Genomic DNA, 23055 nt, shown 5'->3' with positions numbered 1-23055 from the left:
TCCTCGATGACGGGACCACGGGTGACCAAGAAGAACAAGGAACGGTTGACGAGGGGCGCCATGTACGCGCTCCTCGTCGCCGTCGTCGTCTGGCTGGCGTCGATCGCTGACGTCGAGGCGATCAGGAGCAACTTCTTCAGCGAAGAGGTCTGGGCCAAGCTGTGGCCCGAGATCATCACCATCGGCGCGTGGAACACCATCAAGTACACGGTCATCGCATTCGCCGGCGGCCTCGTCCTTGCCCTGGTGCTCGCCCTGATGCGCATGTCACCCGTGGCCCCGTACCGCTGGATCGGAACGGCGTACGTCGAGTTCTTCCGTGGCCTGCCAGCCCTCGTCGTCATCCTGCTGATGGGCTTCGGCGTGCCCCTCGCCTTCCAGTTCCGCTGGCCGGACGTGCCCTTCCTCGGGCTCAGGGGCATGGCGACCGCCGGTGTCCTGGCCCTCATCCTGGTGGCCGCGGCCTACATGGCCGAGACGTTGCGGGCCGGGATCCAAGCAGTGCCCAAGGGGCAGGCCGAGGCCGCTCGTTCGCTCGGGATGAGCGCTCCCCGCACCATGGTCACGATCGTTCTCCCGCAGGCGTTCCGCGTCGTCATCCCCCCGATGACCAACGAGTTCGTGCTGCTCCTCAAGGACACCGCGCTGCTCAGCGTGATCGGGATGCAGGCCCTGGACCGCGACCTCACGGCCTTCGGCCAGAACGGCCTCACCACGTATGCGAACTCCTCGCCCCTGATGGCCATCGCCATCGTCTACCTCCTCATCGCCGTCCCGGTGACCCAGTTGGTGGCGTGGATGGAACGCCGACAGCAGAAGGCCGGTGACCCGATGACCGACTCCCCCACCACCCCCGCCCCGTCCGGTCGCGTCCCCGCGATCGACGTCCGTGGGCTGCGCAAGTCGTTCGGCAAGAACGAGGTGCTCAAGGGCATCGACTTCCACGTCGACCCCGGCCAGGTCGTCTGCGTCATCGGCCCCTCGGGGTCGGGCAAGTCAACGCTGCTGCGGTGCGTCAACCGGCTGGAGGAGCCCAACGCGGGCCAGGTCCTGGTCGAGGGCATCGACATCACCGACCCGGAGACCGACCTCGACGCGGTGCGCTCGCGCATCGGCATGGTCTTCCAGCAGTTCAACCTCTTCCCGCACATGACGGTGCTGAAGAACCTCACCATCGCCCAACGCGGCGTGAAGAAGCGCAGCAAAGCCGAGGCCGTCGAGGTGGCCCGCGCCAACCTGGCCAAGGTCGGGCTCGCCGACCGCGAGGACGCCTACCCTACGCACCTGTCGGGTGGTCAACAGCAGCGCGTGGCGATCGCCCGCGCGCTGTCGATGGACCCCGACATGATGCTCTTCGACGAGCCCACCTCGGCGCTCGACCCGGAGCTGGTCGGGGACGTGCTGGCCGTCATGCGCGACCTCGCCAACGAGGGCATGACGATGATGGTGGTCACCCACGAGATGGGCTTCGCCCGCGAGGTCGGCGACAAGCTGGTCTTCATGGACGGCGGCGTCATCGTCGAGGAGGGCCTGCCGGCCGACGTGCTCGCGAACCCTCGGAACGAGCGTACGCAGTCCTTCCTGTCGAAGGTGCTCTAGCTCGCACCCGTGCCGTACGTCGGCCTCACCGCCCCAGCCACGCCCGGGCCTGCTCGGTCACGGCGGCGGTGAGGTCGACCATCACGGGTGACTCCAGGCGCCAGCGCTGCCAGTAGAGCGGCACGTCGACGTGGCGTCCCGGGACGATCTCGACGAGCCGTCCGGAGTCGAGGTGGTCGCGGACCTCGGAGTCCATCAGCATCCCCCACCCCAGGCCACGATGGACGGCGTGGTCGAACTGGTGCACCGACGGGATCAGCGTCGTCGGCGGCGCCAGGTGGCGCCGGGTGACCTTGCGCAGGAAGTCGTGCTGGAGCGTGTCGTCGCGGTCGAAGGCCACCATCGGCGCCCGTCCGAGCGCCGCGGTCGTCGGGCCCTCCGGGAGGTGCTCGGCGACGTACGCCGGGTTGCCGACCGCGAGGTAGCGCATCACCCCGAGCCGCTCGACCTTGCAGCCCGGGACCGGGCGCGGGTCGGAGGTGATCGCCGCCATCACCTCGCCGCGACGCAGCCGCTCGGTGGTGCGGCTCTGGTCCTCGCGCAGGATGTCGAAGGTGACCCTGTGGCGCTCGCGCACGCTCACCAGCGCCTCGACGAACCAGTCGAACATCGCGTCCGAGTTCACCGCCAGCGGGACGCTGGTCCATGGGGCTCCGGCCTCGGTCTCGTCGTCGGGGTCGTCGACCAGCTCGGCGTAGGCCTCCCGCTCCAGCATCTCCGTCTGGGCAGCCAGCCGGACCAGCACGTGGCCGGCGTCGGTGGCCTCGAGCGGCTTGGTCCGGTGGACCAGTACCCGGCCCACCCGAGTCTCCAACGCCTTGATCCGTTGGCTCACCGCCGAGGGGGTCACGTGGAGCTCGCGGGCAGCCGCCTCGAAGGTGCCGACGCGCACCGCGGTGGCCAGGGTGCGCAGGGCGACGGGGTCGATCTGGGTGAGGTCTTTCACAACAAGAGATTCTAATGATTCCTCACAATCCTTCGCTGGATTGATGAGTCGTGGCGACATAGCGTTGCTTGCGTGTTCAACGTGCTCTTCACCGGTCTCTTCACCGGGCTTGCCCTGATCGTCGCCATCGGCGCCCAGAACGCCTTCGTCCTCCGTCAGGGGATCCGGGGCGAACGGGTGCTCCCGATCGTGCTGACCTGCCTGCTCTCCGACCTGGTCGCGATCACCGCCGGCGTCGCCGGCCTCGGCGTCGTGATCGAGCGCTGGCCGGCCGCCCTGCCCGTCGCCCAGGTCATCGGCGGCCTCTACCTGATCGCCTTCGGCATCCACGCCGCCCTGCGCGCCTGGCGCCCGACAGGACTCGAGGCCGGCGACGGCACCCAGATGAGCGTGAAGACCGCCGTGCTCACCGCACTGGCCCTCACCTGGCTCAACCCGCACTTCTACCTGGACGCGATCGTCCTGCTCGGCACGGTGGCCAACTCCTTCGGCGCGGACCGCTGGTGGTTCCTCGCCGGCGCCCTGATCGCCAGCACCTGCTGGTTCTTCGCGCTCGGCTACGGCTCGCGCCTGCTGCGCGGCCTCTTCGCCAAGCCCAGCTCGTGGCGCATCCTCGACGGCGGCATCGCCGTGGTCATGGGCGCCCTGGGCGTCTCGCTGCTCGCGCACTGACCACGGCCGGCCCCAGCGGCGGGCGGCTCAGCACCACCGCTCGGCGAGCGTACGCACGACGGTGACGTTGCGTGCCGTGCCGACACCGAGGGCCTTGAGCTCCTTGGCGTTGCTCAGGCGCGAGCCCTGCATGCCCTCGTCGAGCAGCAGGTGAGCGCCTCGCCCCCGCACGACGAGTCGCTCACCGGGGGCCTCGAGAGCCTGGACCGCAGCGAGCGCGGCCTCCGAGGGCGCCGCCTTCAGCAACGTCACGTAGTGGGTCCTCGGCTCACCCAGCTGGGCGCGCACGGCCTCGGCCTCCTCGGCGACTCGCCGCAGCTCGTCCGGGGTGAGGGCGATCGTCGGGACCTCGAAGCCCCGGTCGGCCAGGTAGGCGGCCTCGAGCGCCTCCTCGACCTTGGCCGTCGAGCGCATCAGCGACGTGAGGCGTACGTTGCCCGTGTTGATGTACGTCTCGACGTCGCACGCCCCGATCGACGCGGTCGCCGCCGCGATCGCGTCCTTGGGAAACTTGCGCCTCGCCCCGAGGTTGATGGCACGCAGGAAGGCGATGTAGGTCGGCACAGGCTCAACCTAGCCCGCGCCGACCCACACCGCCCCGCTCTCCCCGACCCGGGTCAGAGGTTGCCGCGCAGCTCCTGCTCGCGCTCGATGGCCTCGAAGAGGGCCTTGAAGTTGCCCTTGCCGAAACCGAGCGAGCCGTGGCGCTCGATGAACTCGAAGAAGATCGTCGGGCGGTCACCCAACGGCTTGGTGAAGATCTGCAGCAGGTAGAGCCGTCCTCGTCGCGGTCGACCAGGATCTTGCGCTTCTTCAGCTCCTCCACCGGCACCCGCACGTGTCCGATGCGCTCGCGCAGCTCGGGGTCGTCGTAGTAGGAGTCGGGGGTGTCGAGGAACTCCACGCCGTTGTCGCGCAGCACGTCGACGGTGCGCAGGATGTCGCTGGTGGCCAGCGCGATGTGCTGGCAGCCCGCACCGGAGTAGAAGTCGAGGTACTCGTCGATCTGCGAGCGCTTCTTGCCCAAGGCCGGCTCGTTGAGTGGGAACTTCACCCGGTGGTTGCCGCTGGCGACCACTTTGCTCATCAACGCCGAGTAGTCGGTGGCGATGTCGTCGCCGATGAACTCGGCCATGTTGGAGAAGCCCAGCACCCGGTTGTAGAAGTCGACCCACTCGTCCATGCGGCCCAGCTCGACGTTGCCGACGCAGTGGTCGACGGCCTGGAAGAGCCGGCGCGGGTGACCCTCCCCGCGCACCACCGTTGAGGTGCGGGCGACGTAGCCCGGCAGGTAGGGGCCGTCGTAGCGGGAACGGTCGACGAGGGTGTGGCGGGTCTCCCCGTACGTCGCGATCGCCGCCGTGCGCACGGTGCCGTGCTCGTCGGTCTCATCGTGCGGCTCGACCAGGATGGTGGCGCCCATCGCCCGGGCGTGGTTGATGCAGACGTCGACGTCCGGCACCTCCATGGCCAGGTCGACGACGCCGTCACCGTGCTGGCGGTGGTGGTCGTGCAGCGGGCTGTCGGGTGCCACTCCCCCGGAGAGCACGAAGCGCGCCGAGCCCGAGCGCAGCACGTACGACTTCGAGTCGCGCCAGCCGGTCTCGGGGCCACGGTAGGCCTCGAGCTCCATGCCGAAGGCGAGCTGGTAGTACGCAGCGGCCTGCGTCGCGTTGCCGACGATGAAGCAGACCGCGTCGAGGGCGCGGACTGGGAACGGGTCGTTGGAGGGGTCGTACTCCACCAGGCCCACGAGCTCGCGCAGCTGCTCGACGGTGAGCTCGGCACGGAGCTCGTCGGCAGTCAGGGTCTCCATCGGGTGCTGGGGCGTGGCCTGGGATGTCATGGCCACACCTTCTGCGCCATGATGCAGTGTGCGCAACAGCACACGGATCGAGTGCACAACCTGCCCACCACGGAGGCGCGACATGGACGAACTGGACAGCAGACTGCTCAGACTCTTCACCGAGGAGCCTCACGTCGGAGTGCTGGCGGCCTCCCGGCGCCTGGGCGTGGCCGCGGCACCGTGCAGGCGCGGCTCGACCGGCTCGCCGAGCGCGGCGTGATCACCGGCTGGCACCCGCACCTCTCCCCGGCTGCACTGGGGCACCCGGTGACGGCCTTCCTGACCCTGCAGATCCGTCAGGGCATCGGCCACGACCGGGTCAGCGCCCACCTGGCGGCGATCCCCGAGGTGATCGAGGTGCACACCATCACCGGCGAGGGAGACATGTGGACCCGGGTGGTCGCCCGCTCCAACGCCGACCTGCAGCGGGTCATCGACCAGGTGCTGGAGCACGACGGCATCGCCCGCTCGACGACCGTGATCGCGCTGGCCGAGCAGGTGCCGCACCGGGTGCTGCCGCTGGCGCTGCACGTGGCCGCCGGCGACTGAGGGTCACCTCCCGTCGCGACTCACCGCAGGCGCAGGTCACCGCAGGCGCAGGTCACCGCAGGCGCAGGGCCACCTCGTCGGCCGCCCGGAGCACCCGGGGCGCAACCACCGACTCGTCCAGCGGGCCCCCCAGGGTGACGATCCCGACCGAGGCCTCCAGGCCTGCAACACCGCGTACGGGGGCTGCGAGGCCGTGCGCGCCGGAGGCCAGCTCGCCGGTCGTGACGGCGTACGGCGTGTGCTGGTCGCCCTCGCGCAGGATGCAGATCGCCTTGCCCGCGGCTCCCTGCGCCACCGGGTGGCGCGAGCCGACCCGGTAGGCGACGTGGTACTCGGTCCAGGAGGGTTCGACGACGACCAGGGCGACCGCCTCGTCACCGTCGGCGATGGTGAGGTGGGCGGTGCAGCCGACCGTCTCGGCGAGCTGGCGCAGGATCGGCACCGCGCGGTCGCGCAGCAGCGGCTGGACGGCCCCGGCCAGGGTCAGCACCCCCATCCCGAGATGGAGCAGGCCGTTGTCGTTGCGACGGACCAGCCCGTGCTGCTCGAGCGTGGCGACCAACCGGTAGGCGACCGTGCGGTTGACGTCGAGCCTGACGGCCAGGTCGGTCACGGTGATGCCCTCGGGCGACTCCGCGAGCAGCCTCAGCACCCGGATGCCGCGATCCAGGGTCTGCGAGGTCTCCGCCGCCATGGCCGCCAATCTAGCGAGCGGTGGCGCCCGTGGGGAGGTGCGCGATCAGGCGAAGATCATGCAGGTGGAGGTCGCGTGCGCGACCAGCCGGTCGGAGGCGTCGTACAGGTGCGCCTGGGCCAACGCCGTACGCCGCCCGCGCTGCACCACGCTGCCCACGCACTTGAGGCGTCCCGACTCCTCGGTCACGGCCCGCAGGAACTTCACGTTGAGGTCCAGCGAGGTGTAGCCCTCCCCCGCCGCCAGGGTCGAGTGCACCGAGCAGGCTGCCGCCGTGTCGAGCAGGGTGGAGATCACTCCGCCGTGCATCACCCCGATCGGGTTCCAGTGCCGCGCCTTGTCGGGGGTGAGCCACACGGTGACGGAGCCGCGCTCCAGGTCGAAGCCGTCCATGCCGAGGGTGGTGCCGATCGGCACCTCGATGATGCCGTCCACCACGAACTGGAGCTGGGCGTAGCCGTCCAGCTCGGCGGGTGCGGCGGCGTCGTCGGTCGAGGTCATGGGCACAGCCTGCACCATCGCCCCCGGCTCCGTCCGGGCGGGACCACTTCCGGGGAGGCCCGGGTCAGGAGCTCTTCTTCATCGCCCACTCGCGGATCTTCTCGATCCGCTCGGTGAGCTGCTCGGCCGTCGCGACGGCCGCGGGTGGTCCACCGCACTGCTTGCGCAGCGTCGAGTGGGTGATCCCGTGGGCCTGCCCCGTGCGGTGGTACCAGGCGGCGACGAGGCCGTTGAGCTCACGCCGCAGCACCGAGAGCTGCTCGTGCTGGGTGAGCTTCTCGGCGTCGTGGGTGGCCCGGATCGCCTCGCGGGCCTTGGCCGCCATGTCCTTCTTCTGCTTCTGCGCACGCTCGCTCTGGCGCGAGTGCAGCAGGTCGCGCACCTGGTCGGCCTCGAGCAGGCCGGGGATGCCGAGGAAGTCCATCTCCTCCTCCGAGCCCACGTGCACCTCACCGGCGTGGCCGAACTCGCCACCGTCGTACAGCACCCGGTCGAAGGTGGCGCTGGAGCCGAGCGCCTCGAAGGCGAAGCCGTCGAGGTCGGAGGAGGCCGACTCGCTGGCGTTGGCGGCGGCGAGGAGGTCGTTCTCGGCGGCGAAGATGTCGCCGTCGTCGGAGACCTTGCGCTTGAGGACGTGGTCGCGCTGGACCTCCATCTCGGAGGCGAAGCCGAGCAGGTTCGGCACCGACGGCAGGAAGACCGAGGCGGTCTCGCCGCGCTTGCGGGCGCGGACGAAGCGGCCCACCGCCTGGGCGAAGAAGAGCGGCGTCGAGGTGGTGGTCGCCCACACGCCGACGGCCAGGCGCGGCACGTCGACGCCCTCGGAGACCATGCGCACCGCGACCATCCAGCGGTCGTCGGACTTCGAGAAGGTGCCGATCTTCTTCGACGCGGCCTTCTCGTCCGAGAGCACGACCACCGGCGACTCGCCGGTGATGGAGCGGAGCAGCTTCGCGTACGCCCGGGCGCTGTCCTGGTCGGTGGCGATGACGAGGCCACCGGCGTCGGGGACGTGGCGGCGGACCTCGCTCAGGCGCTTGTCGGCGGCCTGCAGCACCGCCGGCATCCAGGAGCCCTTGGGGTCCAGGGCCGTGCGCAGCGCCTGCTGGGTCATGTCCTTGGTCAGCGGCTCTCCGAGGCGGGCGGCGACCTCGTCGCCCGCGCTGGTGCGCCAGGTCATCTCGCCCGAGTAGGCCATGAAGAGCACGGGGCGCACGACGTGGTCGGCGAGCGCCTCGCCGTAGCCGTAGGTGTAGTCGGCGCGCGAGCGGGGCACCCCGTCGGGGCCGGTCTCGTAGCTGACGAACGGGATCGGGTTGATGTCGGAGCGGAAGGGCGTGCCGGTCAGGGCCAGGCGACGGGTCGCCGGGTCGAACGCCTCCCGGATGCCGTCACCCCACGACAGGGCGTCACCCGCGTGGTGCACCTCGTCGAGGATCACCAGCGTCTTGAAGCGCTCCGTGCGGATGCGCATGGCCAGCGGGTTGACCGCCACGCCGGCGTAGGTGACGACGATGCCGAGGAAGTCCTTCGACGTCTTGCCCTGCCCGGCGGAGTACGCCGGGTCGACCGGGATGCCGGCCCGACCGGCGGCCTCGGCCCACTGGGTCTTGAGGTGGTCGGTCGGCGCGACGATCACCAGTCGCTCGACGACGCGGCGGGCGAGGAGCTCGGCCGCCACGGTGAGCGCGAAGGTCGTCTTGCCGGCACCTGGCGTCGCCACCGCGAGGAAGTCGCGGGGGTGCTCGGTGAAGTACTTGTTCATCGCCTCCGACTGCCACGCGCGCAGCGACGTGGCCGTGCCCCATGCCGCACGCTCCGGCCATGCCGGGGAGAGTGCAGGGGTCACGGAGGCGGCATCAGGCCGGTCCGTCACGCGTCGGAGCCCCCGCCGTTGCCGCCGGGTCCGCCAGAGCCACCACCGGGACCGATGCTGTCCCAGATCTCCTTGCACTCCGGGCAGACCGGATACTTCTCCGGCGACCGGCTGGGCACCCAGACCTTGCCGCAGAGCGCGATCACGGGCGTACCCATGACCATCGCCTCGGTCAGCTTGTCCTTCGGGACGTAGTGCGAGAACCGCTCGTGGTCGCCGTCCTCGACGGGGACGGTACGGCGATCTTCGAGCGTGGAACCGGAGGGCTGGAAACCGAACTGGGTCATGGTCCGGCCAGTCTAGGCCAGTTCCCCCACCTGTCCCGCACCCTGCGCACCTCAGTTCAGGTCAGGGTCGGCAGGACGTGTGGAGTGCCACGCCAGCTCGCCGGGCTGGCGCCTCAGCACCTCGCGCACGAGGTCGTCGCAGTCCTCGGCGAAGACGTCGCCGGGCTCAGCCGGGACGACGTACCAGGCCCCCTCGGCCACCTCGTCGGCGAGCTGCCCGGGCCCCCAGCCGGCGTAGCCGGCGAAGATCCGCACCCGCGCCAGGGCGGGTTCGACGACCTCGACCGGGGTCTCCAGGTCGAGCACCCCCAGGCGCCCCAGGACGGTGCGGAAACCCTCCGGAGCCTCGGCCGGGTCACGCAGCAGCGCGAGCGCCAGCGCCCCGTCGGTGCCGACCGGGCCGCCGCGGAAGAGCACCTCGGGCTCGCCCACGAGGTCGCGCCACTCCTCGAAGACGGCGGCGACCAGGAGGGGCGAGGGCCGGTTGAGCACGACGCCCAGGGCGCCGTCCTCGTCGACGTCGAGGATGAGCACCACGGTCTCGGAGAAGTTGGGGTCGCCCATCGCCGGTTGGGCCACCAGCAGCATGCCGGGCGCCACCGCAGTGACGTCGCGAGCGCCGGGAGTGCGAATGCCCATGGCTCCATCATGACCGACCGACGCCCGGACCGTCAGGGCGCAGACGCGTTTTTCCCGGGTGCCCGGCAAGGAGACAGCCCCGGCTCCGGTGCGGGAGGGAGGGAGGGAGACGCGGCAGGGAGACCGCGGTGCACCGGATCGGGGCTGTCTGATCGTGGGGACGGCGTGGCCGTCAGGCGGCGAGCACCGCCTTCAGCCGCTTGAGCAGCGGCGGGGGCGACGGCCGGCGGCCGGGACGGTAGTAGCGGCGCCCCTCGGCCTCGAGGGCGGCACCGAGGGCCACCGCCTCCTCGTCGAGGGGGTGGTCGAGCACGACGTGCCCGGCCTGCTGGGCCAGCCACTGGTGCTGGCGGGCGCGGCGACGCTCCAGGGTGGCCCGGCGGCGCTCGTCGGCGCGCTCCCAGTCACCGTCGAGGACCATGCGCACGCCGGGGAGGGCACGCACGGTCCGGCGCCACGCGCGTACGACGGCAGCCTGCGGGTCGTCGGGGTCCTCGGCGAGGGCGTGCTCGACCTGGGCGGCCAGTGCCGCCTGCCAGCGCACCTGGAGCACGTTAGCGAGCGTGTGCTCGTCGCGGAAGGTCTGGTCGACGCCGCTCACGTCCATCGGGAGCCGGCCGTCGAGACGACGGTCGACCTCCTCCAGGACGGCCTGGAGCACGAGGTCACGGCGGGGCGAGGTCCAGGGCATGGACGGCTCCTTCCGTGAGCGGCGCGGGTGCGACGACCGGCCGGGACCGGTGACATACCGAGGGTACGTAGTCGCGCACGCTGATTCCAACGGATCGCCCGTGACGCCTGTTACACCCGCGGCTGCTCGACCGCCAGACCCTAGGATCGACGGATGGACAGCCAGACCTCGGACCTGGGACGTGCTCCTTCCTCGGCGACGAAGGAGGACCTCCTCCGCATCGCTCGCGACCTCTTCACCACCCAGGGCTACGCCGCCACGTCGCTGGACAGCATCGTGGCTGCGGCGCACGTGACGAAGGGGGCCCTCTACCACCACTTCGACGGCAAGGCCGACCTCTTCGCGGCCGTCCACCGCGAGGTGGAGGCCGACGCCGTACGTCGGATCGACGCCGCGATCGAGGCCGAGCCCGACCCCTGGTCGGCGGCCCGGCTGGGCATGCACGCCTACCTGCAGATCGCCCGGGAGAGCGCCTACCGGCGCATCGTCATCCAGGAGGGCCCGGTCATGCTCGGGCTGGCGGGGGTCCGCCCCGACGCCCGCTCCACCTTCGCGACCGTGTCACGCCTGGTCCACGGGGTGCTGACCGCCGGCGAGTGGCAGCTCGACGACGAGCTGCTCAGGACCTTCAGCCGGGTGATGTTCGGCGCGATCAACTCGGCCGGCGCCGCCGTCGCCGCCAGCGCCGACCCGGAGCAGGAGGCCACCCGCGTGGAGACCTCCCTCGGGCTCATGATCGCCGCGCTGCGCCAGATCAGCCGGGAGCACCGCTCGCTCGAGGCGGCCGTCGGCGAGCTGGGCACGTCGCTCACCTGACCGCGCCGCCCCACGACGCGACGAGGCCCCCGGCACGATCAGGTGCCGGGGGCCTCGTACGACGTCGGTGCTGCGTCAGCGCTTGAGCGCCACGCTGCCCTCCTCGGGGAGCAGCTCCACCCAGGTGCGTCCCACGGGGACCTTCAGCTCGGCGCCGCCCGCCTGCAGGGTGAGGGCTCCGTTGGGGCCGTCCTTGCGCCAGGTGGCGTCGATGACCTGGCCGCCGTGGAAGAGCTGGGCCTTGCCCTTGCCGTGGAACTTGCTGTCGTAGACCCGGTTGTTGGCCAGGTCCTCGTAGCCGGCGTAGGACGCCTTCACGCGGATCACCAGCACGTTGGTCGCCGGGAACTCGTCGCCCTGGCCGGCCAGGCTGGTCTCGTTGACGTAGCTGCCGTTGGCGAAGCTCCACGAGGTGGTGTGGTTGCCGAAGTCGACGTCGAAGGCCTTGGCGGGCTTGCCGGCGGGCAGGTCCTCGGGCGCACCGAAGACGAAGTAGTCGTCGGGCCGGACCTCGTCGACCTTCTTGCTCTTGCCGAGCACCTTGAGGTCGGCCATCACGCTGTAGGTCTGCGAGCGCGAGGGGTCGCGACGGAAGCCCTCGGCGCCCTCCTCGATGAAGGTGACACCGGCACGGGCCAGGCGGTCCTTGGTGATCGGGGCCGCGCCGGAGGTGACGAGGATGCCGTCGACCGGCGAGACGATGTCGATGTCGGTGCCGCGCATCGAACGGACCGGACCGACCTCCTTGGGGAGCTGGCTGTAGAAGAAGGCGGCGAGTCGGGTCATCCGGCCCTCGACCATCTCCTCAAAGACCAGGTCGGCCTTGCCCAGGCCCACCTGGGGGCTGGCGCTGGAGGTGTTGTCGATCTTGGCGACGAGCACCGGGTGGTTGCGCGCGGCGCTCTTGCCCTCCGGCAACTCCTCGCCGGTCAGCGGCCAGGTGTCGGGAACGGCCGACTCGACGGTGGGGTCGGCCTTCGGCTCCTTCTTCTCGTCTCCGCCGCCGCACCCGGTGAGCAGGAGGGCCGCAGAGAGCAGGGCGGCGGTGAGGCCGAGGGAACGTGAACGCACGTGCGTGACTCCGATCGTGAAACGTGGTGGGCACCAGTGTGCTGCCCCGTCCTCCCTCCCGTCGGGAGAACGCGCCCACTCGTGGGCGGCGTCAAGTCTGACACCGTCAAATATGACAGAACGACTCGACTATCGCCCGTCGGCCGTCCCACCCGGTGGGCAGGGCCTCAGCTGACCAGCTTGGCGCCGCCGTCGACCAGGAGCGTCTGGCCGGTGACGTACGACGCCTCGTCACTGCAGAGGAACGCGACCGCGGCAGCGATGTCGTCGGGGACGCCGACACGGCGTACGGGGTTGTTCTGGGCGTTGAGCTCGCGGAACTCCTCCACCCCCATGCCGAGGCGGGCGGCGGTGGCGTCGGTCATCTCCGTGGCGATGAAGCCGGGCGCGACCGCGTTGACGTTGACGCCGAAGGGGCCGAGCTCGATCGCGAGCGTGCGGGTGAAGCCCTGGACGCCCATCTTGGCGGCGGCGTAGTTGGCCTGGCCGCGGTTGCCGTAGGCGGAGACAGACGAGAGGTTCACGACCTTGCCGTACTTCTGCTCGACGAAGTGCTTCTGGGCCGCCTTCGTCATCAGGAAGGCGCCCTTGAGGTGCACGTTCATCACCAGGTCCCAGTCGTCCTCGGTCATCTTGAAGAGCAGGTTGTCGCGGGTGATGCCGGCGTTGTTGACGAGGATGTGGACCCCGCCGAGCTCGGCCACAATCCGCTCGAAGGCGGCGTCGACGGCCGGGGCGTCGGAGACGTCGCACCCGATCCCGATCGCCTCCCCGTCGATGCGGGCGGCTGCCTGTGCGGCGGCGGACTCGTCCAGGTCGATCAGCGCGACCTTGGCTCCCTCCGCGGCGAACCGCTGGGCGGTGCCGAACCCGATGCCGCGTGCGGCTCCGGTGATGACTGCGACTCGACCGTCGAAACGACCCATCGGGGTTTCCTCCTGTGGTGGGGCGGACCTGTGCCGTCGTCACTCTAGGGGTGGATCAGTGGCAGACGTCCGTCGAGCAGACAGGCGAGTCGAGCAGCGTACGCAGGCCCTTGCCGCCCGCGCCGGCGACGGCGTCGAAGTGGTGCGCGTCGGAGGTGCCGTAGGTCCACCGGAAGCCGTGGCGGGCGAGCAGCTGCACGACCTTGTGGTTGCGGCTGCGCCAGGCGACGCGGGCGTGGGAACGCCCGGCCCACCACTTGTTGGGGTGGATCCCGTCGCGGGCGTAGTAGGGGTTCTCCCAGGGGTTGAGGTCCAGCGACCGGCCGAAGGAGTGCGGCGAGCGCACGCGCGGGTTGCCCACGACGCCGCGGCAGTTGAAGACCGAGGTGTTGTCGGCGGCCATCGAGCGGTAGTCGTCGGCACCGCCGAGCTTCTTCGACCATCCGAAGCGGTCGACGCGGCGCATCTGGCGGACCGGCACCTTCTTGGCGTGCATCTCCTTGAAGGCACCGGAGAAGTTGGAGGTCACCGACTTCGCGACGACCACCTCGCCGCGGTAGCGGTAGCCGTCGAAGCCCCAGAAGTTGGTCTGGACGAGACGCAGCCCGGCACGCCCGACGGGGCACCCCTTGTGCCACGAACGTCCGACCATCGACCTCCACACGCCGTCCGGGATCTTGCGGACCACGACGTTGGCCCCCGTGCCGACCGCACGGGGCGGCCGCGGCAGCGAGACCCGGGGGCGCGGCGCCCCCTTCGGCAGGACGACCGGCTGGCCGGGCGGACGGTTGTCGGTGCGCGAGACGCCCGAGGTGTCTCCCGCGACCCACGCCTGCCGCTCGCCGACGGCGCGCCAGCGGGTGTCCCAGCGCGGCGTCCGTCGTACCGTCGCGACGCCCTTGGCGTCGGTGCGCACGCGCGCCACGGTCGTCCACCTCTTGGCGTAGGTCTTGCCGCGCTTCTGCTTGGCCTGCACCTTCACCCAGCCGGAGACCGGTTCGTCGTTGGCGGCCCGCCACCGCAGGGCGAGGGCGGCGCGACGCCCGTCCACGACCGTCTTCGGGGCGCGCATCGTCAGGACGCTCTTCCACCGCTGCAGCACCGGCAGGTGCTCGTGCACCACGGCAGGGCGGGTGCCATCGGCCGTCAGGGTGGCCCGCAGCCGGTTGCGCTCGGGGTCGCGCCCCAGGGTGACCTCGGCCGTGGCCCGCCCCGTCGGGTCGGTGGTGAGGGTGGTGACGCGCGCCAGGTCGTCCCGTCCCACCTGTCGAGGTCGATCGTCGAGACGGGCTCGGCGGCCGACGCGGTCACCAGGAAGGTCACCGTGGAGACCTCCCCGGACCGGGCCGCGGTGCTGCTGATGCGCAGCTCGCGTTCATTCTCGGCGGCCCCGGCGACGGACGGGAAGAGGGTCAGGACGAGGGCGAGGACGATCAGCGGGACGTGACGCACGCCACCCCTGTTCCCGGTTCGCCGGGACGTAACCCCTACACCGTCCATATTCGGGCGCAGGCTTGGGATCCAGTGGCTACCCTCAACGAGCACGGACGCCCGTGCCCTTCTGCCGCGTCACGACTCAGGAGCACCTCCCCGTGGGCTCATTCGCCTCGTTCTCCCTGCGCAACCGTGCCTTCGTGGCACTCTCCACCGTGATCGTCGCCATCTTCGGCGTCGTCGCGCTCGGCTCCCTCAAGCTCGAGCTGATCCCCAACCTGCAGTTCCCGGTGGTCGGCGTGGTCGCCCCCTACGCGGGCGCCTCCCCCGAGGCGGTCGAGCAGGAGATCACCGTGCCCATCGAGGACGCCCTCACCGGCGTCGACGGGTTGGAGTCGGTCAGCTCGACCTCCTCCTCCGGCGCCTCCACCGTGCTGCTCAACCTCGACTACGGCACCGACCTCGACCGCGCCGTGCAGCAGGTCGAGAGCGCCATGGTCGGGCTGCAGACGCTGCCGGAGTCGGTGGACCCCACGGTCTTCGCCGGCGACATCTCGCAGTTCCCGGTCGTGCAGCTCTCCGTCACCTCCGACCTCGCCCCCGGCGAGCTCGCCGACGAGCTCGAGCAGATCGCCGTCCCCGAGCTCAGCGACGTCGAGGGTGTCCGCGACGTCCAGCTCAGCGGCGCCCCGACCAACCGGGTCGAGATCACCCTCAAGCCGCAGGCGGCCGCCCAGGGCGTGACCGGCCAGCAGGTCGGCGAGGCGCTCGACGCCGCCCGCATGGTCCCGGCCGGCAGCCTCGACGCCGGCGACCGCGCCCTCTCGGTCCAGGTCGGCACCACGCCCACCACGCTCGCCGAGCTGAAGCAGGTCCCGGTCAAGGTCGGCCAGGGCACCCGCCCGCTCGGCACGCTCGCGCAGGTCGAGGTCGGCCAGGCCGCCCCCACCTCGTACGCCCGCACCAACGGCGACCCCAGCCTCTCGGTCGCGATCACCAAGACGCCCGACGGCAACACCGTCGACATCTCCCACGCCGTCGCCGACCTCGTCGGCGAGCTCGAGGAGAAGATGGGCGACGGCACCGAGTTCTCGGTCGCCTTCGACCAGGCCCCGTTCATCGAGAAGTCGGTCGAGGACCTCACCACCGAGGGTGGCCTCGGGCTGGTCTTCGCGATCTTCGTGATCCTGGTCTTCCTGCACTCGCTGCGCTCGACGATCGTCACCGCGATCTCGATCCCGCTCTCGCTGTTGGTCACGCTGATCGGCCTGTGGATCGGCGGCTACAGCCTCAACATCCTGACCCTGGGCGCGCTCACCGTCGCGATCGGTCGGGTGGTCGACGACTCCATCGTCGTCATCGAGAACATCAAGCGGCACCTCGCCTACGGCGAGGGCAAGATCAAGGCGATCGTGACCGCGGTCCGCGAGGTCGCCGGCGCGATCACCTCCTCCACGATCGCCACCGCTGCGGTCTTCCTGCCGATCGGCGTGGTCGGTGGCCAGGTGGGCGAGCTCTTCCGCCCGTTCGCCATCACCGTCTCGCTCGCGCTGCTCGCCTCCCTCCTGGTGGCGCTGACGATCATCCCGGTGCTGGCCTACTGGTTCCTCAAGGAGCCGCAGCCGGTCGACGGGGCCGAGGCTGCAGCGCTGCGCGCCCAGGCCGAGGAGAGCGACGACCGCACCTGGCTGCGCCGCCTCTACGACCCGGTCCTGCGCTGGTCGCTGCGCAAGCCGTGGCTCGTGGTCGTGCTGGCCTTCGTGGTGCTGCTCGGCACCGTGGGCCTGTCGCCCTTCCTGAAGACGAACTTCCTGGGCGACTCCGGTCAGGACACGCTCTCGATCAACCAGGAGCTGGAGGCCGGCGCCAGCCTGGCCCGCCAGGACACCGCAGCCCGCGAGGTCGAGAAGCTCATCGACCAGGTCGACGGCATCGAGACCGTTCTCACCACGGTCGGCGGCGACCCGCTGATGGCCGCGTTCACCGGCGGTGGCGGCACCTCCTACTCGGTGACGCTCACCGACGACGCCGACCCGACCGAGGTCGCCGACGAGCTGCGCACGACGCTCGAGGACGCCGACGGCGAGATCCAGGTCAGCACCGGCCAGGGCGGCGGCTTCTCCTCCGCGCTGGACGTCGTGGTCACCGCCACCGAGCAGCAGAACCTGCTCGAGGCGGCCGAGCAGGTGCAGGAGGCGCTGGCCGGGGTCGACGGCATCGGCGAGCTCTCCTCGGACGCCGCCCCCGCCCAGCCGATCCTCTCCGTGGTCGCTCGCCAGCAGGCGCAGGCCGGTGGCGTCACCTCGCCGATGCTCGGCGGGCTGCTCGCCCAGACGCTGTTCCAGCCCCCGGCGGCGCGGGTCTCGATCGACGGCGAGCAGATGGACGTCGTCCTCGTGGCCGGCCCGAAGCCCACCTCGATCAAGCAGCTCGAGCAGCTGCCGGTCGGCCCGGGCGGAACGCTCGGCCAGGTCGCCGAGGTCAAGGAGGAGAAGGTCGCGGCCTCCATCGCCCGCGAGGACGGCGACCGCACGGTCACCATCTCCGCCGACCCGGCGTCGGACAACCTGCGCACCCTCACCGCCGACATCAACAAGGTCCTCGACGACCTCGACCTCCCCGAGGGCACCGACGTGACCCTGGGAGGCGTGGCCGAGGAGCAGGCCGAGGCGTTCGCGCAGCTCGGGCTGGCCCTCGTCGTGGCCATCGCGATCGTCTACATGGTCATGGTCGGCACGTTCAACTCGCTCGTGCAGCCGCTGATCCTGCTGGTCTCGGTGCCGTTCGCGGCCACCGGCGCCCTGCTCCTGCTGGTGCTGACCGGCGTGCCGCTCGGCGTGGCCTCGCTGATCGGTGCCCTGATGCTGATCGGTGTGGTGGTCACCAACGCCATCGTGCTGATCGACCTCGTCAACAGCGGCGCAACGCGGGTGACGGGATCGTCGAGGCGTTGACCGAGGGTGGCGGGAAGCGCCTGCGCCCGATCGTCATGACCGCGCTGGCCACGATCCTGGCCCTCACCCCGATGGGTCTGGGGCTGACTGGCGGCAGCGCCTTCATCTCGCAGCCGCTCGCCATCGTGGTGATCGGCGGCCTGATCTCCTCGACCGTGCTGACGCTGGTCCTCGTGCCGGTGCTCTACCTGCTGGTCGAGCGTCGCCGGGAGCGCAGGATCGCGCGTCGTCACGAGAAGCAGGCCGCGAAGAGGGCCAAGCCGAGTGAGGCAGCCACGGCCTGACGCCAGCCGCTGGCACCGGCTGCGGACGTACGAACGGCGCCCGTCCCCTCGCGGGGCGGGCGCCGTCGTCGTTCCCGCGTGGGCGGGTCCGCTGGGTCAGCGGCGGGTGATGGTGCGGCTGCAGGACTTCTTGCTGCCGACCTTCTTCACGGTGATCTTGAAGACGTCCTTGCCGGCGGTGTTGCGGCGGTTGCGGTCGACCTCGACGTCGCCGTCGCTGTCGGCCGTGCGGACCTTGTTGTAGTAGACCTTGCCGTCGTGGCGCAGGGTGATGCGCCACTTGCTGCCGGGCTTGGCGTCGTCGATGTCGGCCTCGACCTCGAAGCGGCCGTCCTCCTTCTCGACGTCGAACTCGACCTCGGCGCCGGAGCAGCGGAACTCGCGGTCGGCGGCCTGGGCCGGGGCCGTGGCGACAGCGCCGAGGCCGGTGGCGAGCAGGGCGGTGGCACCGAGGGTGGCGGTGGTCTTGCGGAGCGTGAACATGGGGGTCCTCTCGTCGATGGGTGTCATGTCGTGGTGCTGCCTCGAGGCGACCTGGTCGTCCGGGGCGATGACATGAGCATGGGCAGCCGCCATGAGGGGTGCGTGAGACGAACGTGAAAACCCTCTTAGGTGCCGCTCCCCCGCCCGTCTGCCGCCTGCTCCTGCGGCGTCTCCTCGTCGGTCGCCCTGCCCTCCTCCCAGGTGACCGCGACCTTCTCGAACCCCTTGTGACGCTGCATCCGGGCGTACGACGCGTAGGCCCTCCGGTCGGCCGCGGTCAGCTGCACCTTGTCGGTGAAGGGGGTCAGCAGCGCACGCGGCCACAGCCGGCGCGAGAGGACGACGTTGATCTCCATCGCGAGCACGGCCATCACCGCGCCCAGCCACAGGAACCCGATCAGACCGAGGACCAGGCCGAAGGTCTGGGCCATCGTGCTGGTGTCGACCAGGACGCGGGCGACGTAGCTGGCCCCGAGCAGCTGCAGGCCCTGCCACATGAAGGCCAGGGCGAACCCGCCGGGGGCGGCCCGCACGAACGAGTGCTGCCCGGTGGCGGAGAGACGGAAGAGCAAGGTGAGGAAGGCGCCGATCACCACGACGGTGACGAACGGGAGCAGCGTACGCACGACGCCGGGCACGACGTCGCCGGCGAAGTCGGTGGTGCTCACCAGCGTGGCCAGCACCGAGACGGTGAGCAGCGACAGCCCCGCCGTGACGAGCAGGACCAAGGTCTTGAGGCGGGCGTACACGGGGTTGGGGCGGCTGTTGCGCGGCACCGACCACGCCACGTGCTGGGTGTTCTGCAGGGCCTGCCCGAGTCCGAGGCAGCCGTAGAGGGCGACGGCGGCGCCGATGGCGACACCGGAGACGGACCCCTGGAGGCCCTCGGGGCGACCGATCTGGTCGCCGATGATCGGGAACTGCGCGAGCGTCGAGTCGAGGATCGCCTCCTGCCACTCGGGCTCCCCGCGCAGCACCAGGCCGAGGATCGACGAGCCGAGCAGCATCAGCGGGAAGATCGCGATGAAGGCGTAGTAGGTCAGCGCCGCGGCCAGGTAGGGGCCTTGGTCGTCGAAGTACTTGTAGACGACGGCGAGCGGGAACCCCACGACGGCATGGCGTCGCTGGAAGTCGTCCACCGCCTCGACTGCGTCCACGTCTGGAGGCTAACCGGCCGGGGTCGGTGAACCGGTCAGGCGACCGTCAGCGTGACCTCGATGTTGCCGCGGGTCGCGTTGGAGTAGGGGCACACCTGGTGCGCCTTCTCCACGAGCTTCTCGGCGACCTCACGCTCGACCTTCGGCATGGTGACCTCGAGGCCGACCGCGAGCATGAACCCGCCCTGGCCGTTGTCGCCGATGGAGACGTCGGCTACGACCTCGGACTCGCCCGCGTCGGCCCCCTCCTTCTTGGAGACCGACTTCAGCGCGGAGTGGAAGCAGGCGGCGTAGCCGGCGGCGAAGAGCTGCTCGGGGTTGGTGGCCCCGCCCTCCCCGCCCATCTCCTTGGGCGTGCGTACGTCGGTGACGATCAGGCCGTCGGTGGTCTCGACGTGGCCGTTGCGGCCTTCTCCGGTGGACACGGCAGTGGCGGTGTAAAGAGGCTTCATGGTTCGACCCTAGGACCCCGGGCAAGCCCGGAGTTCCGGTCCTGTGGACGGGCACGGCCCGGCGGCCGCCGGCTCGGACGGAGTGTCTGCGTCAGGTCCGCTGGGTACGGTGGCCGCGTGACCCCGGAAGCCACGGCCTTCGCCGACCTCGTGCTCTGGCTCCGTCGCGAGGGGCTGGAGATCGTGCTGTGGTCGACCGGCTCCGTGCTCGTCGCCCGCCTGGTCACCTGGGCCGCCGCCCGCTGGACCACCCGGATCGAGCACCGCGAGCCCGACACCGACAACCTGGTCCGCTCCGAGGACGCCAAGCGCAACCACGCCCTGATCCAGCTGCTCTCCTGGGTGGCCGTCGTGACGATCTACGTCGTCGCCGCGCTGATGGTCGCCCAGCGCTTCGGTCTCTCGATGAGCGCCATCGTGCCCGCGGCCACCGTGGCGGGCGTCGCGCTGGGCTTCGGCGCCCAGCGGATCGTGCAGGACCTGCTCGCCGGCTTCTTCCTCTTCGCCGAGCGCCAGTACGGCTACGGGGACCTGATCCGGCTGCAGGCCCTTGGCGTCGGCGACCCGGTGATCGGCACCGTCGAGGAGGTCAGCCTGCGCACCACGACCGTGCGTACGCCCGCGGGCGAGGTCGTGATCACGCCCAACGGCCAGATCATCCAGACCACCAACCTGTCGCGCGGCTGGGCCCGCGCGGTCATCGACGTCCCGGTCCCGGTCACCGCCGACGTCAACCACGTCAACGACATCCTGCGCGACGTCGGGGCGGCAGCGTACGAGGACGAGACCCTGCGGCCGCTGCTGCTCGACGTGCCGGCGGTGATGGGCGTGGAGTCCATCGAGGTCGACCAGTTCAAGGTGCGTGTGGTGGCGCGTACGCTGCCCGGCAAGCAGTTCGTCGTCGGACGGACCCTGCGCGCGATGATCACCCGGGCGCTGATGCGGGAGAACATCCGCACCTCTGCCCAGCTGGCCACCGGCGAGCCCACCGGGACTACACAGTGACCGCCCGACGCCCGCGCCCGCGCCCCTCCACCGTCGTCCTGGGGCTGGTCTTCGTGGCGGCGCTGGTCACCTACCTGCTGGTGCGGCCGCCCGCACCCGACCCCGTCACGCCCGGGGTGGACCGCCCGCGTGAGAGCGCTCCGGCCGAGCCGGAGGAGACCCGGGAGCCCACCCCGACCGTACGTCCGACCCCACGCCCCTCCCCCTCGACGCCGCGGCCGAGCAGCACGAGCCCGTCGCCGTCGCCGAGTCGTGGGACCGGGTCGAGCTCGCCGTCGCCGTCGCCCACGCAGACGCCGTCGGGGTCGCCGACCGAGGCGCCCAGCCCCGACGAGCCGAGCCCGACCACCGACGTACCGGACGGCGTGCCCCAGCAGGAGCCGTAGGCCGTGGACCGTCAGGGTGACTGTCAGGGGGCGACGACCGCCTCGTGCGCGAGACGCCGCTGCCGCCGGGCGGTGACCATCCCGCCGAGGGTGCCGAGCAGGCAGCCCGCCACCGTGGTCACGACCACGTGGAGGCGGGGCTCCTCACCCAGTCTCTCCCACGCGAGTAGGCGCCTGGCCTGCGCCGGCTCAGCCGTCGATCGCGGCGAAGGCGCCGGTGCGGTCGCGGCGCCAGTGCTGACCGGTGTGGTCGCGGAACGTGACCTCGACGACCACGTCGCGGCCACCGCGGCGCTCAGCGCCCTGCCACTCGATCCAGCGCTCGCGGCTGTCGGCGTTGATGGCCACCCGCGAGGGCTTGTCGCCGGTCGGCGGGAGGGTGCGGATCCACCCCACGCACTTGGCGCGACGGCGACCCAGCGCCACGAAGGCCCGGACGTCGTGCACCGGCACCGGCGAGCGGTTGACCACGAGGACCTCGGGGTACTCGGGCTGCGCCCAGGCCTCCACCTCGGGCACCTGCGCCTCGGCGGCGTCGACACGGCGTCCACGCGTACGCAGACCAGGCCCGAAGGTGAAGAACGCACCGGCGGCCGCAGCAACGGCGAGCACGACAGAAACGGCTACTAGCAAGGTCACTCCCGAGAGAAAAACGGTGCCGGACGTCGTACCTATCGGCACGAACCCTAGAACGGCGAGCCAATTGTCCATCTTTCCTCTGGGGCTTGCCAAGGCGCACGGGTGCCGCCGGGCGACCGGCGTGGTCCCGGAACGACGACGACCCCGCCGGGGCGGGGTCGTCGTCGTGCTCAGCAAGAGGGCTGTGGTGAATGGTGCTGGTGGAGCTGCGGGGAATCGAACCCCGGTCCTCGAGCGCCGATCCAGGTCTTCTACGGGTGTAGTCGGTGCTGGCGCTTTTCTCGGCCCCGGTGCTTGCACAGACACATCACCGACGGGCTCAGCCAGGAAAAAGTCCCTGCCACCCCTCCTGACAGAGAGTGACAAGCAAGTCCTCTAGATGAGGCCTGGGTCCGGGACGAGGACGGATGCCCGGTCAGACCCTTCGATCACTGCTCAGGCAGCGAGAGCGAAGTCGTTGCGCTTAACGTTGGCAACTATAGGTTTCCAGCGGTCGTTTACGAGATGACGCTGGCTTCTCGACCCGCTTCCCCTGGAACTAACGTCCCAAGTCGAAACCGATCAGCCCCTCTTGAGTTTTCAACACACTGCTCGCGCAGTCTACTGACTCCAACCAACGAGCCGCGACCGGTTATTCCCGGCCGCGGCGCGTGCGGCAGTGGTCAGCGCAGCGCCATCGCGCCCGAGGTCACGGCCTCGAACGGAAGGTCGGCGTCCTTCTTGATCTGCGCGTCGATCTTCTCGGCCACGTCGGCCGGCCAGTCGGAGGTCTTGCGCGACTCGAGGTCGACGTGCAGGAAGATCTCCTCCATGACGAAGCTGACGCGCTGGTGGGTCTCGTCGAGCAGGTAGACCAGGGCGTGCACGGCGCGGTCGGAGCGACCCAGCAGGCGCACGCGCACCGAGAGGCGGTCGCCGGTGCGCAGCTCGTGCACGTAGGTCATGTGGTGCTCGGCCGTGAAGACGGCCTGACCAGCGATGTTCGGCCACTGCATGGGGATGCCGAGGTCGACGAGCGACTCGTCGAGACCCTCGAGGCGATGCCCACGTAGTGACGGATGTTCAGATGTCCGTTGATGTCCTCGAAGCCCTGGGGCACGACCTGCTCGCAGTAGGCAGGAAGCGCGGAGAGCTCGTCATAAGTCGGT

The 23055-nt window shown here is 70.7% G+C and carries 23 protein-coding genes, 1 other RNA gene and 2 pseudogenes; 8 read left to right on the top strand and 18 right to left on the bottom strand.

What is annotated here, in order from left to right:
- Nucleotides 1–6 precede the first annotated feature (6 nt).
- Nucleotides 7–801: pseudogene (locus E2C04_RS18520) on the top strand (amino acid ABC transporter permease); the annotation flags it as partial.
- A 30-nt stretch (nucleotides 802–831) separates the two neighbouring features.
- The gene (locus E2C04_RS18515) at nucleotides 832–1599 is read left to right on the top strand and encodes an amino acid ABC transporter ATP-binding protein (protein ID WP_170213530.1); all 768 of its coding nucleotides are present in this window, start codon (nucleotides 832–834) and stop codon (nucleotides 1597–1599) included.
- A 25-nt stretch (nucleotides 1600–1624) separates the two neighbouring features.
- On the opposite strand, the gene E2C04_RS05055 is transcribed toward E2C04_RS18515, so the two are convergent.
- Entirely contained in the window at nucleotides 1625–2545 is a 921-nt protein-coding gene (locus E2C04_RS05055; protein ID WP_229721463.1) for a LysR family transcriptional regulator ArgP, read from the bottom strand.
- A gap of 72 nt (nucleotides 2546–2617) precedes the next feature.
- Here E2C04_RS05055 and E2C04_RS05050 point away from each other — a divergent pair, with 72 nt between their 5' ends.
- Nucleotides 2618–3217: a LysE/ArgO family amino acid transporter gene (locus tag E2C04_RS05050; RefSeq protein ID WP_135831795.1), complete on the top strand. Its 600-nt coding sequence runs from the start codon at nucleotides 2618–2620 to the stop codon at nucleotides 3215–3217.
- 27 nt (nucleotides 3218–3244) lie between these two features.
- Here E2C04_RS05050 and E2C04_RS05045 read toward each other — a convergent pair whose 3' ends face one another.
- Together E2C04_RS05045 and hppD are read right to left on the bottom strand one after the other, a co-directional pair.
- A complete protein-coding gene (locus tag E2C04_RS05045; protein ID WP_135831794.1) occupies nucleotides 3245–3781 on the bottom strand; it encodes a DUF1697 domain-containing protein in 537 nt (178 codons plus the stop codon).
- A gap of 4 nt (nucleotides 3782–3785) precedes the next feature.
- Complete coding sequence (gene hppD, locus E2C04_RS05040) at nucleotides 3786–5063, bottom strand: 4-hydroxyphenylpyruvate dioxygenase (RefSeq protein WP_238694426.1); 1278 nt, start codon at nucleotides 5061–5063, stop codon at nucleotides 3786–3788.
- A 180-nt stretch (nucleotides 5064–5243) separates the two neighbouring features.
- On the opposite strand from hppD, the gene E2C04_RS05035 reads away from it, so the two are divergent.
- Nucleotides 5244–5612 (top strand): Lrp/AsnC family transcriptional regulator, encoded by a 369-nt coding sequence (locus tag E2C04_RS05035; RefSeq protein ID WP_238694425.1) that lies wholly within the window; start codon nucleotides 5244–5246, stop codon nucleotides 5610–5612.
- A 52-nt stretch (nucleotides 5613–5664) separates the two neighbouring features.
- Here E2C04_RS05035 and E2C04_RS05030 read toward each other — a convergent pair whose 3' ends face one another.
- The 6 genes from E2C04_RS05030 to E2C04_RS05005 all read right to left on the bottom strand — a co-directional run bounded on the left by E2C04_RS05030 (nucleotide 5665) and on the right by E2C04_RS05005 (nucleotide 10300).
- Nucleotides 5665–6306 (bottom strand): IclR family transcriptional regulator, encoded by a 642-nt coding sequence (locus tag E2C04_RS05030; RefSeq protein WP_135831793.1) that lies wholly within the window; start codon nucleotides 6304–6306, stop codon nucleotides 5665–5667.
- Between the two features lie 45 nt (nucleotides 6307–6351).
- Nucleotides 6352–6807, bottom strand: coding sequence for a PaaI family thioesterase (locus E2C04_RS05025; RefSeq protein WP_202977913.1), 456 nt, complete (start codon nucleotides 6805–6807; stop codon nucleotides 6352–6354).
- A 64-nt stretch (nucleotides 6808–6871) separates the two neighbouring features.
- Nucleotides 6872–8572 carry a DEAD/DEAH box helicase gene (locus E2C04_RS05020; protein ID WP_229721517.1) on the bottom strand — a complete coding sequence of 567 codons (1701 nt, stop codon included), beginning with the start codon at nucleotides 8570–8572 and terminating at the stop codon, nucleotides 6872–6874.
- 107 nt (nucleotides 8573–8679) lie between these two features.
- Nucleotides 8680–8970, bottom strand: coding sequence for a DUF3039 domain-containing protein (locus tag E2C04_RS05015; RefSeq protein ID WP_135831790.1), 291 nt, complete (start codon nucleotides 8968–8970; stop codon nucleotides 8680–8682).
- A gap of 51 nt (nucleotides 8971–9021) precedes the next feature.
- Nucleotides 9022–9609, bottom strand: a complete 588-nt coding sequence (locus E2C04_RS05010; protein ID WP_135831789.1) for a YqgE/AlgH family protein — start codon at nucleotides 9607–9609, stop codon at nucleotides 9022–9024.
- A gap of 172 nt (nucleotides 9610–9781) precedes the next feature.
- The gene (locus E2C04_RS05005) at nucleotides 9782–10300 is read right to left on the bottom strand and encodes a hypothetical protein (RefSeq protein WP_135831788.1); all 519 of its coding nucleotides are present in this window, start codon (nucleotides 10298–10300) and stop codon (nucleotides 9782–9784) included.
- 153 nt (nucleotides 10301–10453) lie between these two features.
- Here E2C04_RS05005 and E2C04_RS05000 point away from each other — a divergent pair, with 153 nt between their 5' ends.
- On the top strand, nucleotides 10454–11116 hold the full coding sequence (locus E2C04_RS05000; RefSeq protein WP_135831787.1) for a TetR/AcrR family transcriptional regulator: 663 nt from the start codon (nucleotides 10454–10456) through the stop codon (nucleotides 11114–11116).
- Between the two features lie 75 nt (nucleotides 11117–11191).
- Here the strand turns inward: E2C04_RS05000 and E2C04_RS04995 are convergent, their stop codons facing one another.
- The 3 genes from E2C04_RS04995 to E2C04_RS04985 all read right to left on the bottom strand — a co-directional run bounded on the left by E2C04_RS04995 (nucleotide 11192) and on the right by E2C04_RS04985 (nucleotide 14377).
- Nucleotides 11192–12187, bottom strand: coding sequence for a DUF3048 domain-containing protein (locus tag E2C04_RS04995; protein WP_158630607.1), 996 nt, complete (start codon nucleotides 12185–12187; stop codon nucleotides 11192–11194).
- 167 nt (nucleotides 12188–12354) lie between these two features.
- Entirely contained in the window at nucleotides 12355–13113 is a 759-nt protein-coding gene (locus tag E2C04_RS04990; RefSeq protein ID WP_135831785.1) for an SDR family NAD(P)-dependent oxidoreductase, read from the bottom strand.
- Between the two features lie 55 nt (nucleotides 13114–13168).
- Nucleotides 13169–14377, bottom strand: a complete 1209-nt coding sequence (locus E2C04_RS04985; RefSeq protein ID WP_135831784.1) for a M15 family metallopeptidase — start codon at nucleotides 14375–14377, stop codon at nucleotides 13169–13171.
- 289 nt (nucleotides 14378–14666) lie between these two features.
- Here E2C04_RS04985 and E2C04_RS04980 point away from each other — a divergent pair.
- A pseudogene (locus tag E2C04_RS04980) lies at nucleotides 14667–17785 on the top strand (efflux RND transporter permease subunit).
- A 96-nt stretch (nucleotides 17786–17881) separates the two neighbouring features.
- Here E2C04_RS04980 and E2C04_RS17665 read toward each other — a convergent pair.
- The 3 genes from E2C04_RS17665 to E2C04_RS04965 form a co-directional block, all read right to left on the bottom strand.
- A complete protein-coding gene (locus E2C04_RS17665; RefSeq protein WP_158630606.1) occupies nucleotides 17882–18295 on the bottom strand; it encodes a hypothetical protein in 414 nt (137 codons plus the stop codon).
- Nucleotides 18296–18393: 98 nt separating this feature from the next.
- Entirely contained in the window at nucleotides 18394–19425 is a 1032-nt protein-coding gene (locus E2C04_RS04970; RefSeq protein WP_135831783.1) for a YihY/virulence factor BrkB family protein, read from the bottom strand.
- 35 nt (nucleotides 19426–19460) lie between these two features.
- Entirely contained in the window at nucleotides 19461–19877 is a 417-nt protein-coding gene (locus tag E2C04_RS04965) for an organic hydroperoxide resistance protein (RefSeq protein ID WP_135831782.1), read from the bottom strand.
- 117 nt (nucleotides 19878–19994) lie between these two features.
- Here E2C04_RS04965 and E2C04_RS04960 point away from each other — a divergent pair, with 117 nt between their 5' ends.
- Nucleotides 19995–20882, top strand: coding sequence for a mechanosensitive ion channel family protein (locus tag E2C04_RS04960; RefSeq protein ID WP_135831781.1), 888 nt, complete (start codon nucleotides 19995–19997; stop codon nucleotides 20880–20882).
- The gene (locus E2C04_RS17660; RefSeq protein ID WP_158630605.1) at nucleotides 20879–21268 is read left to right on the top strand and encodes an Rv3103c transmembrane domain-containing protein; all 390 of its coding nucleotides are present in this window, start codon (nucleotides 20879–20881) and stop codon (nucleotides 21266–21268) included. The genes E2C04_RS04960 and E2C04_RS17660 overlap by 4 nt, the downstream gene beginning before the upstream one ends.
- A 189-nt stretch (nucleotides 21269–21457) precedes the next feature.
- Here the strand turns inward: E2C04_RS17660 and E2C04_RS04950 are convergent, their stop codons facing one another.
- From E2C04_RS04950 to E2C04_RS04940, 3 genes are all read right to left on the bottom strand, one after another.
- The gene (locus E2C04_RS04950; RefSeq protein WP_135831779.1) at nucleotides 21458–21880 is read right to left on the bottom strand and encodes a hypothetical protein; all 423 of its coding nucleotides are present in this window, start codon (nucleotides 21878–21880) and stop codon (nucleotides 21458–21460) included.
- A gap of 225 nt (nucleotides 21881–22105) precedes the next feature.
- Nucleotides 22106–22476, bottom strand: a transfer-messenger RNA (tmRNA) gene (gene ssrA, locus E2C04_RS04945).
- Nucleotides 22477–22569: 93 nt separating this feature from the next.
- Complete coding sequence (locus tag E2C04_RS04940; RefSeq protein WP_338088831.1) at nucleotides 22570–23019, bottom strand: thioesterase family protein; 450 nt, start codon at nucleotides 23017–23019, stop codon at nucleotides 22570–22572.
- Nucleotides 23020–23055 lie beyond the last annotated feature (36 nt).

Origin of the sequence: Nocardioides daphniae (genome assembly GCF_004777465.1) — a bacterium.
In the GTDB taxonomy this organism is placed as follows: Bacteria; Actinomycetota; Actinomycetes; order Propionibacteriales; family Nocardioidaceae; genus Nocardioides; species Nocardioides daphniae.
This window is presented reverse-complemented; position numbering and strand designations above follow the sequence as displayed.

Excerpts from the sequence above, each read along its gene's own strand:
- E2C04_RS18515 (WP_170213530.1), top strand. The coding sequence starts at position 832 with ATGACCGACTCCCCCACCACCCCCGCCCCGTCCGGTCGCGTCCCCGCG.
- hppD (WP_238694426.1), bottom strand. The coding sequence starts at position 5,063 with ATGACATCCCAGGCCACGCCCCAGCACCCGATGGAGACCCTGACTGCC.
- E2C04_RS05030 (WP_135831793.1), bottom strand. The coding sequence starts at position 6,306 with ATGGCGGCGGAGACCTCGCAGACCCTGGATCGCGGCATCCGGGTGCTG.
- E2C04_RS05025 (WP_202977913.1), bottom strand. The coding sequence starts at position 6,807 with ATGACCTCGACCGACGACGCCGCCGCACCCGCCGAGCTGGACGGCTAC.
- E2C04_RS05020 (WP_229721517.1), bottom strand. The coding sequence starts at position 8,572 with ATGAACAAGTACTTCACCGAGCACCCCCGCGACTTCCTCGCGGTGGCG.
- E2C04_RS05015 (WP_135831790.1), bottom strand. The coding sequence starts at position 8,970 with ATGACCCAGTTCGGTTTCCAGCCCTCCGGTTCCACGCTCGAAGATCGC.
- E2C04_RS05010 (WP_135831789.1), bottom strand. The coding sequence starts at position 9,609 with ATGGGCATTCGCACTCCCGGCGCTCGCGACGTCACTGCGGTGGCGCCC.
- E2C04_RS05005 (WP_135831788.1), bottom strand. The coding sequence starts at position 10,300 with ATGCCCTGGACCTCGCCCCGCCGTGACCTCGTGCTCCAGGCCGTCCTG.
- E2C04_RS05000 (WP_135831787.1), top strand. The coding sequence starts at position 10,454 with ATGGACAGCCAGACCTCGGACCTGGGACGTGCTCCTTCCTCGGCGACG.
- E2C04_RS04990 (WP_135831785.1), bottom strand. The coding sequence starts at position 13,113 with ATGGGTCGTTTCGACGGTCGAGTCGCAGTCATCACCGGAGCCGCACGC.
- E2C04_RS17665 (WP_158630606.1), bottom strand. The coding sequence starts at position 18,295 with ATGACACCCATCGACGAGAGGACCCCCATGTTCACGCTCCGCAAGACC.
- E2C04_RS04965 (WP_135831782.1), bottom strand. The coding sequence starts at position 19,877 with ATGAAGCCTCTTTACACCGCCACTGCCGTGTCCACCGGAGAAGGCCGC.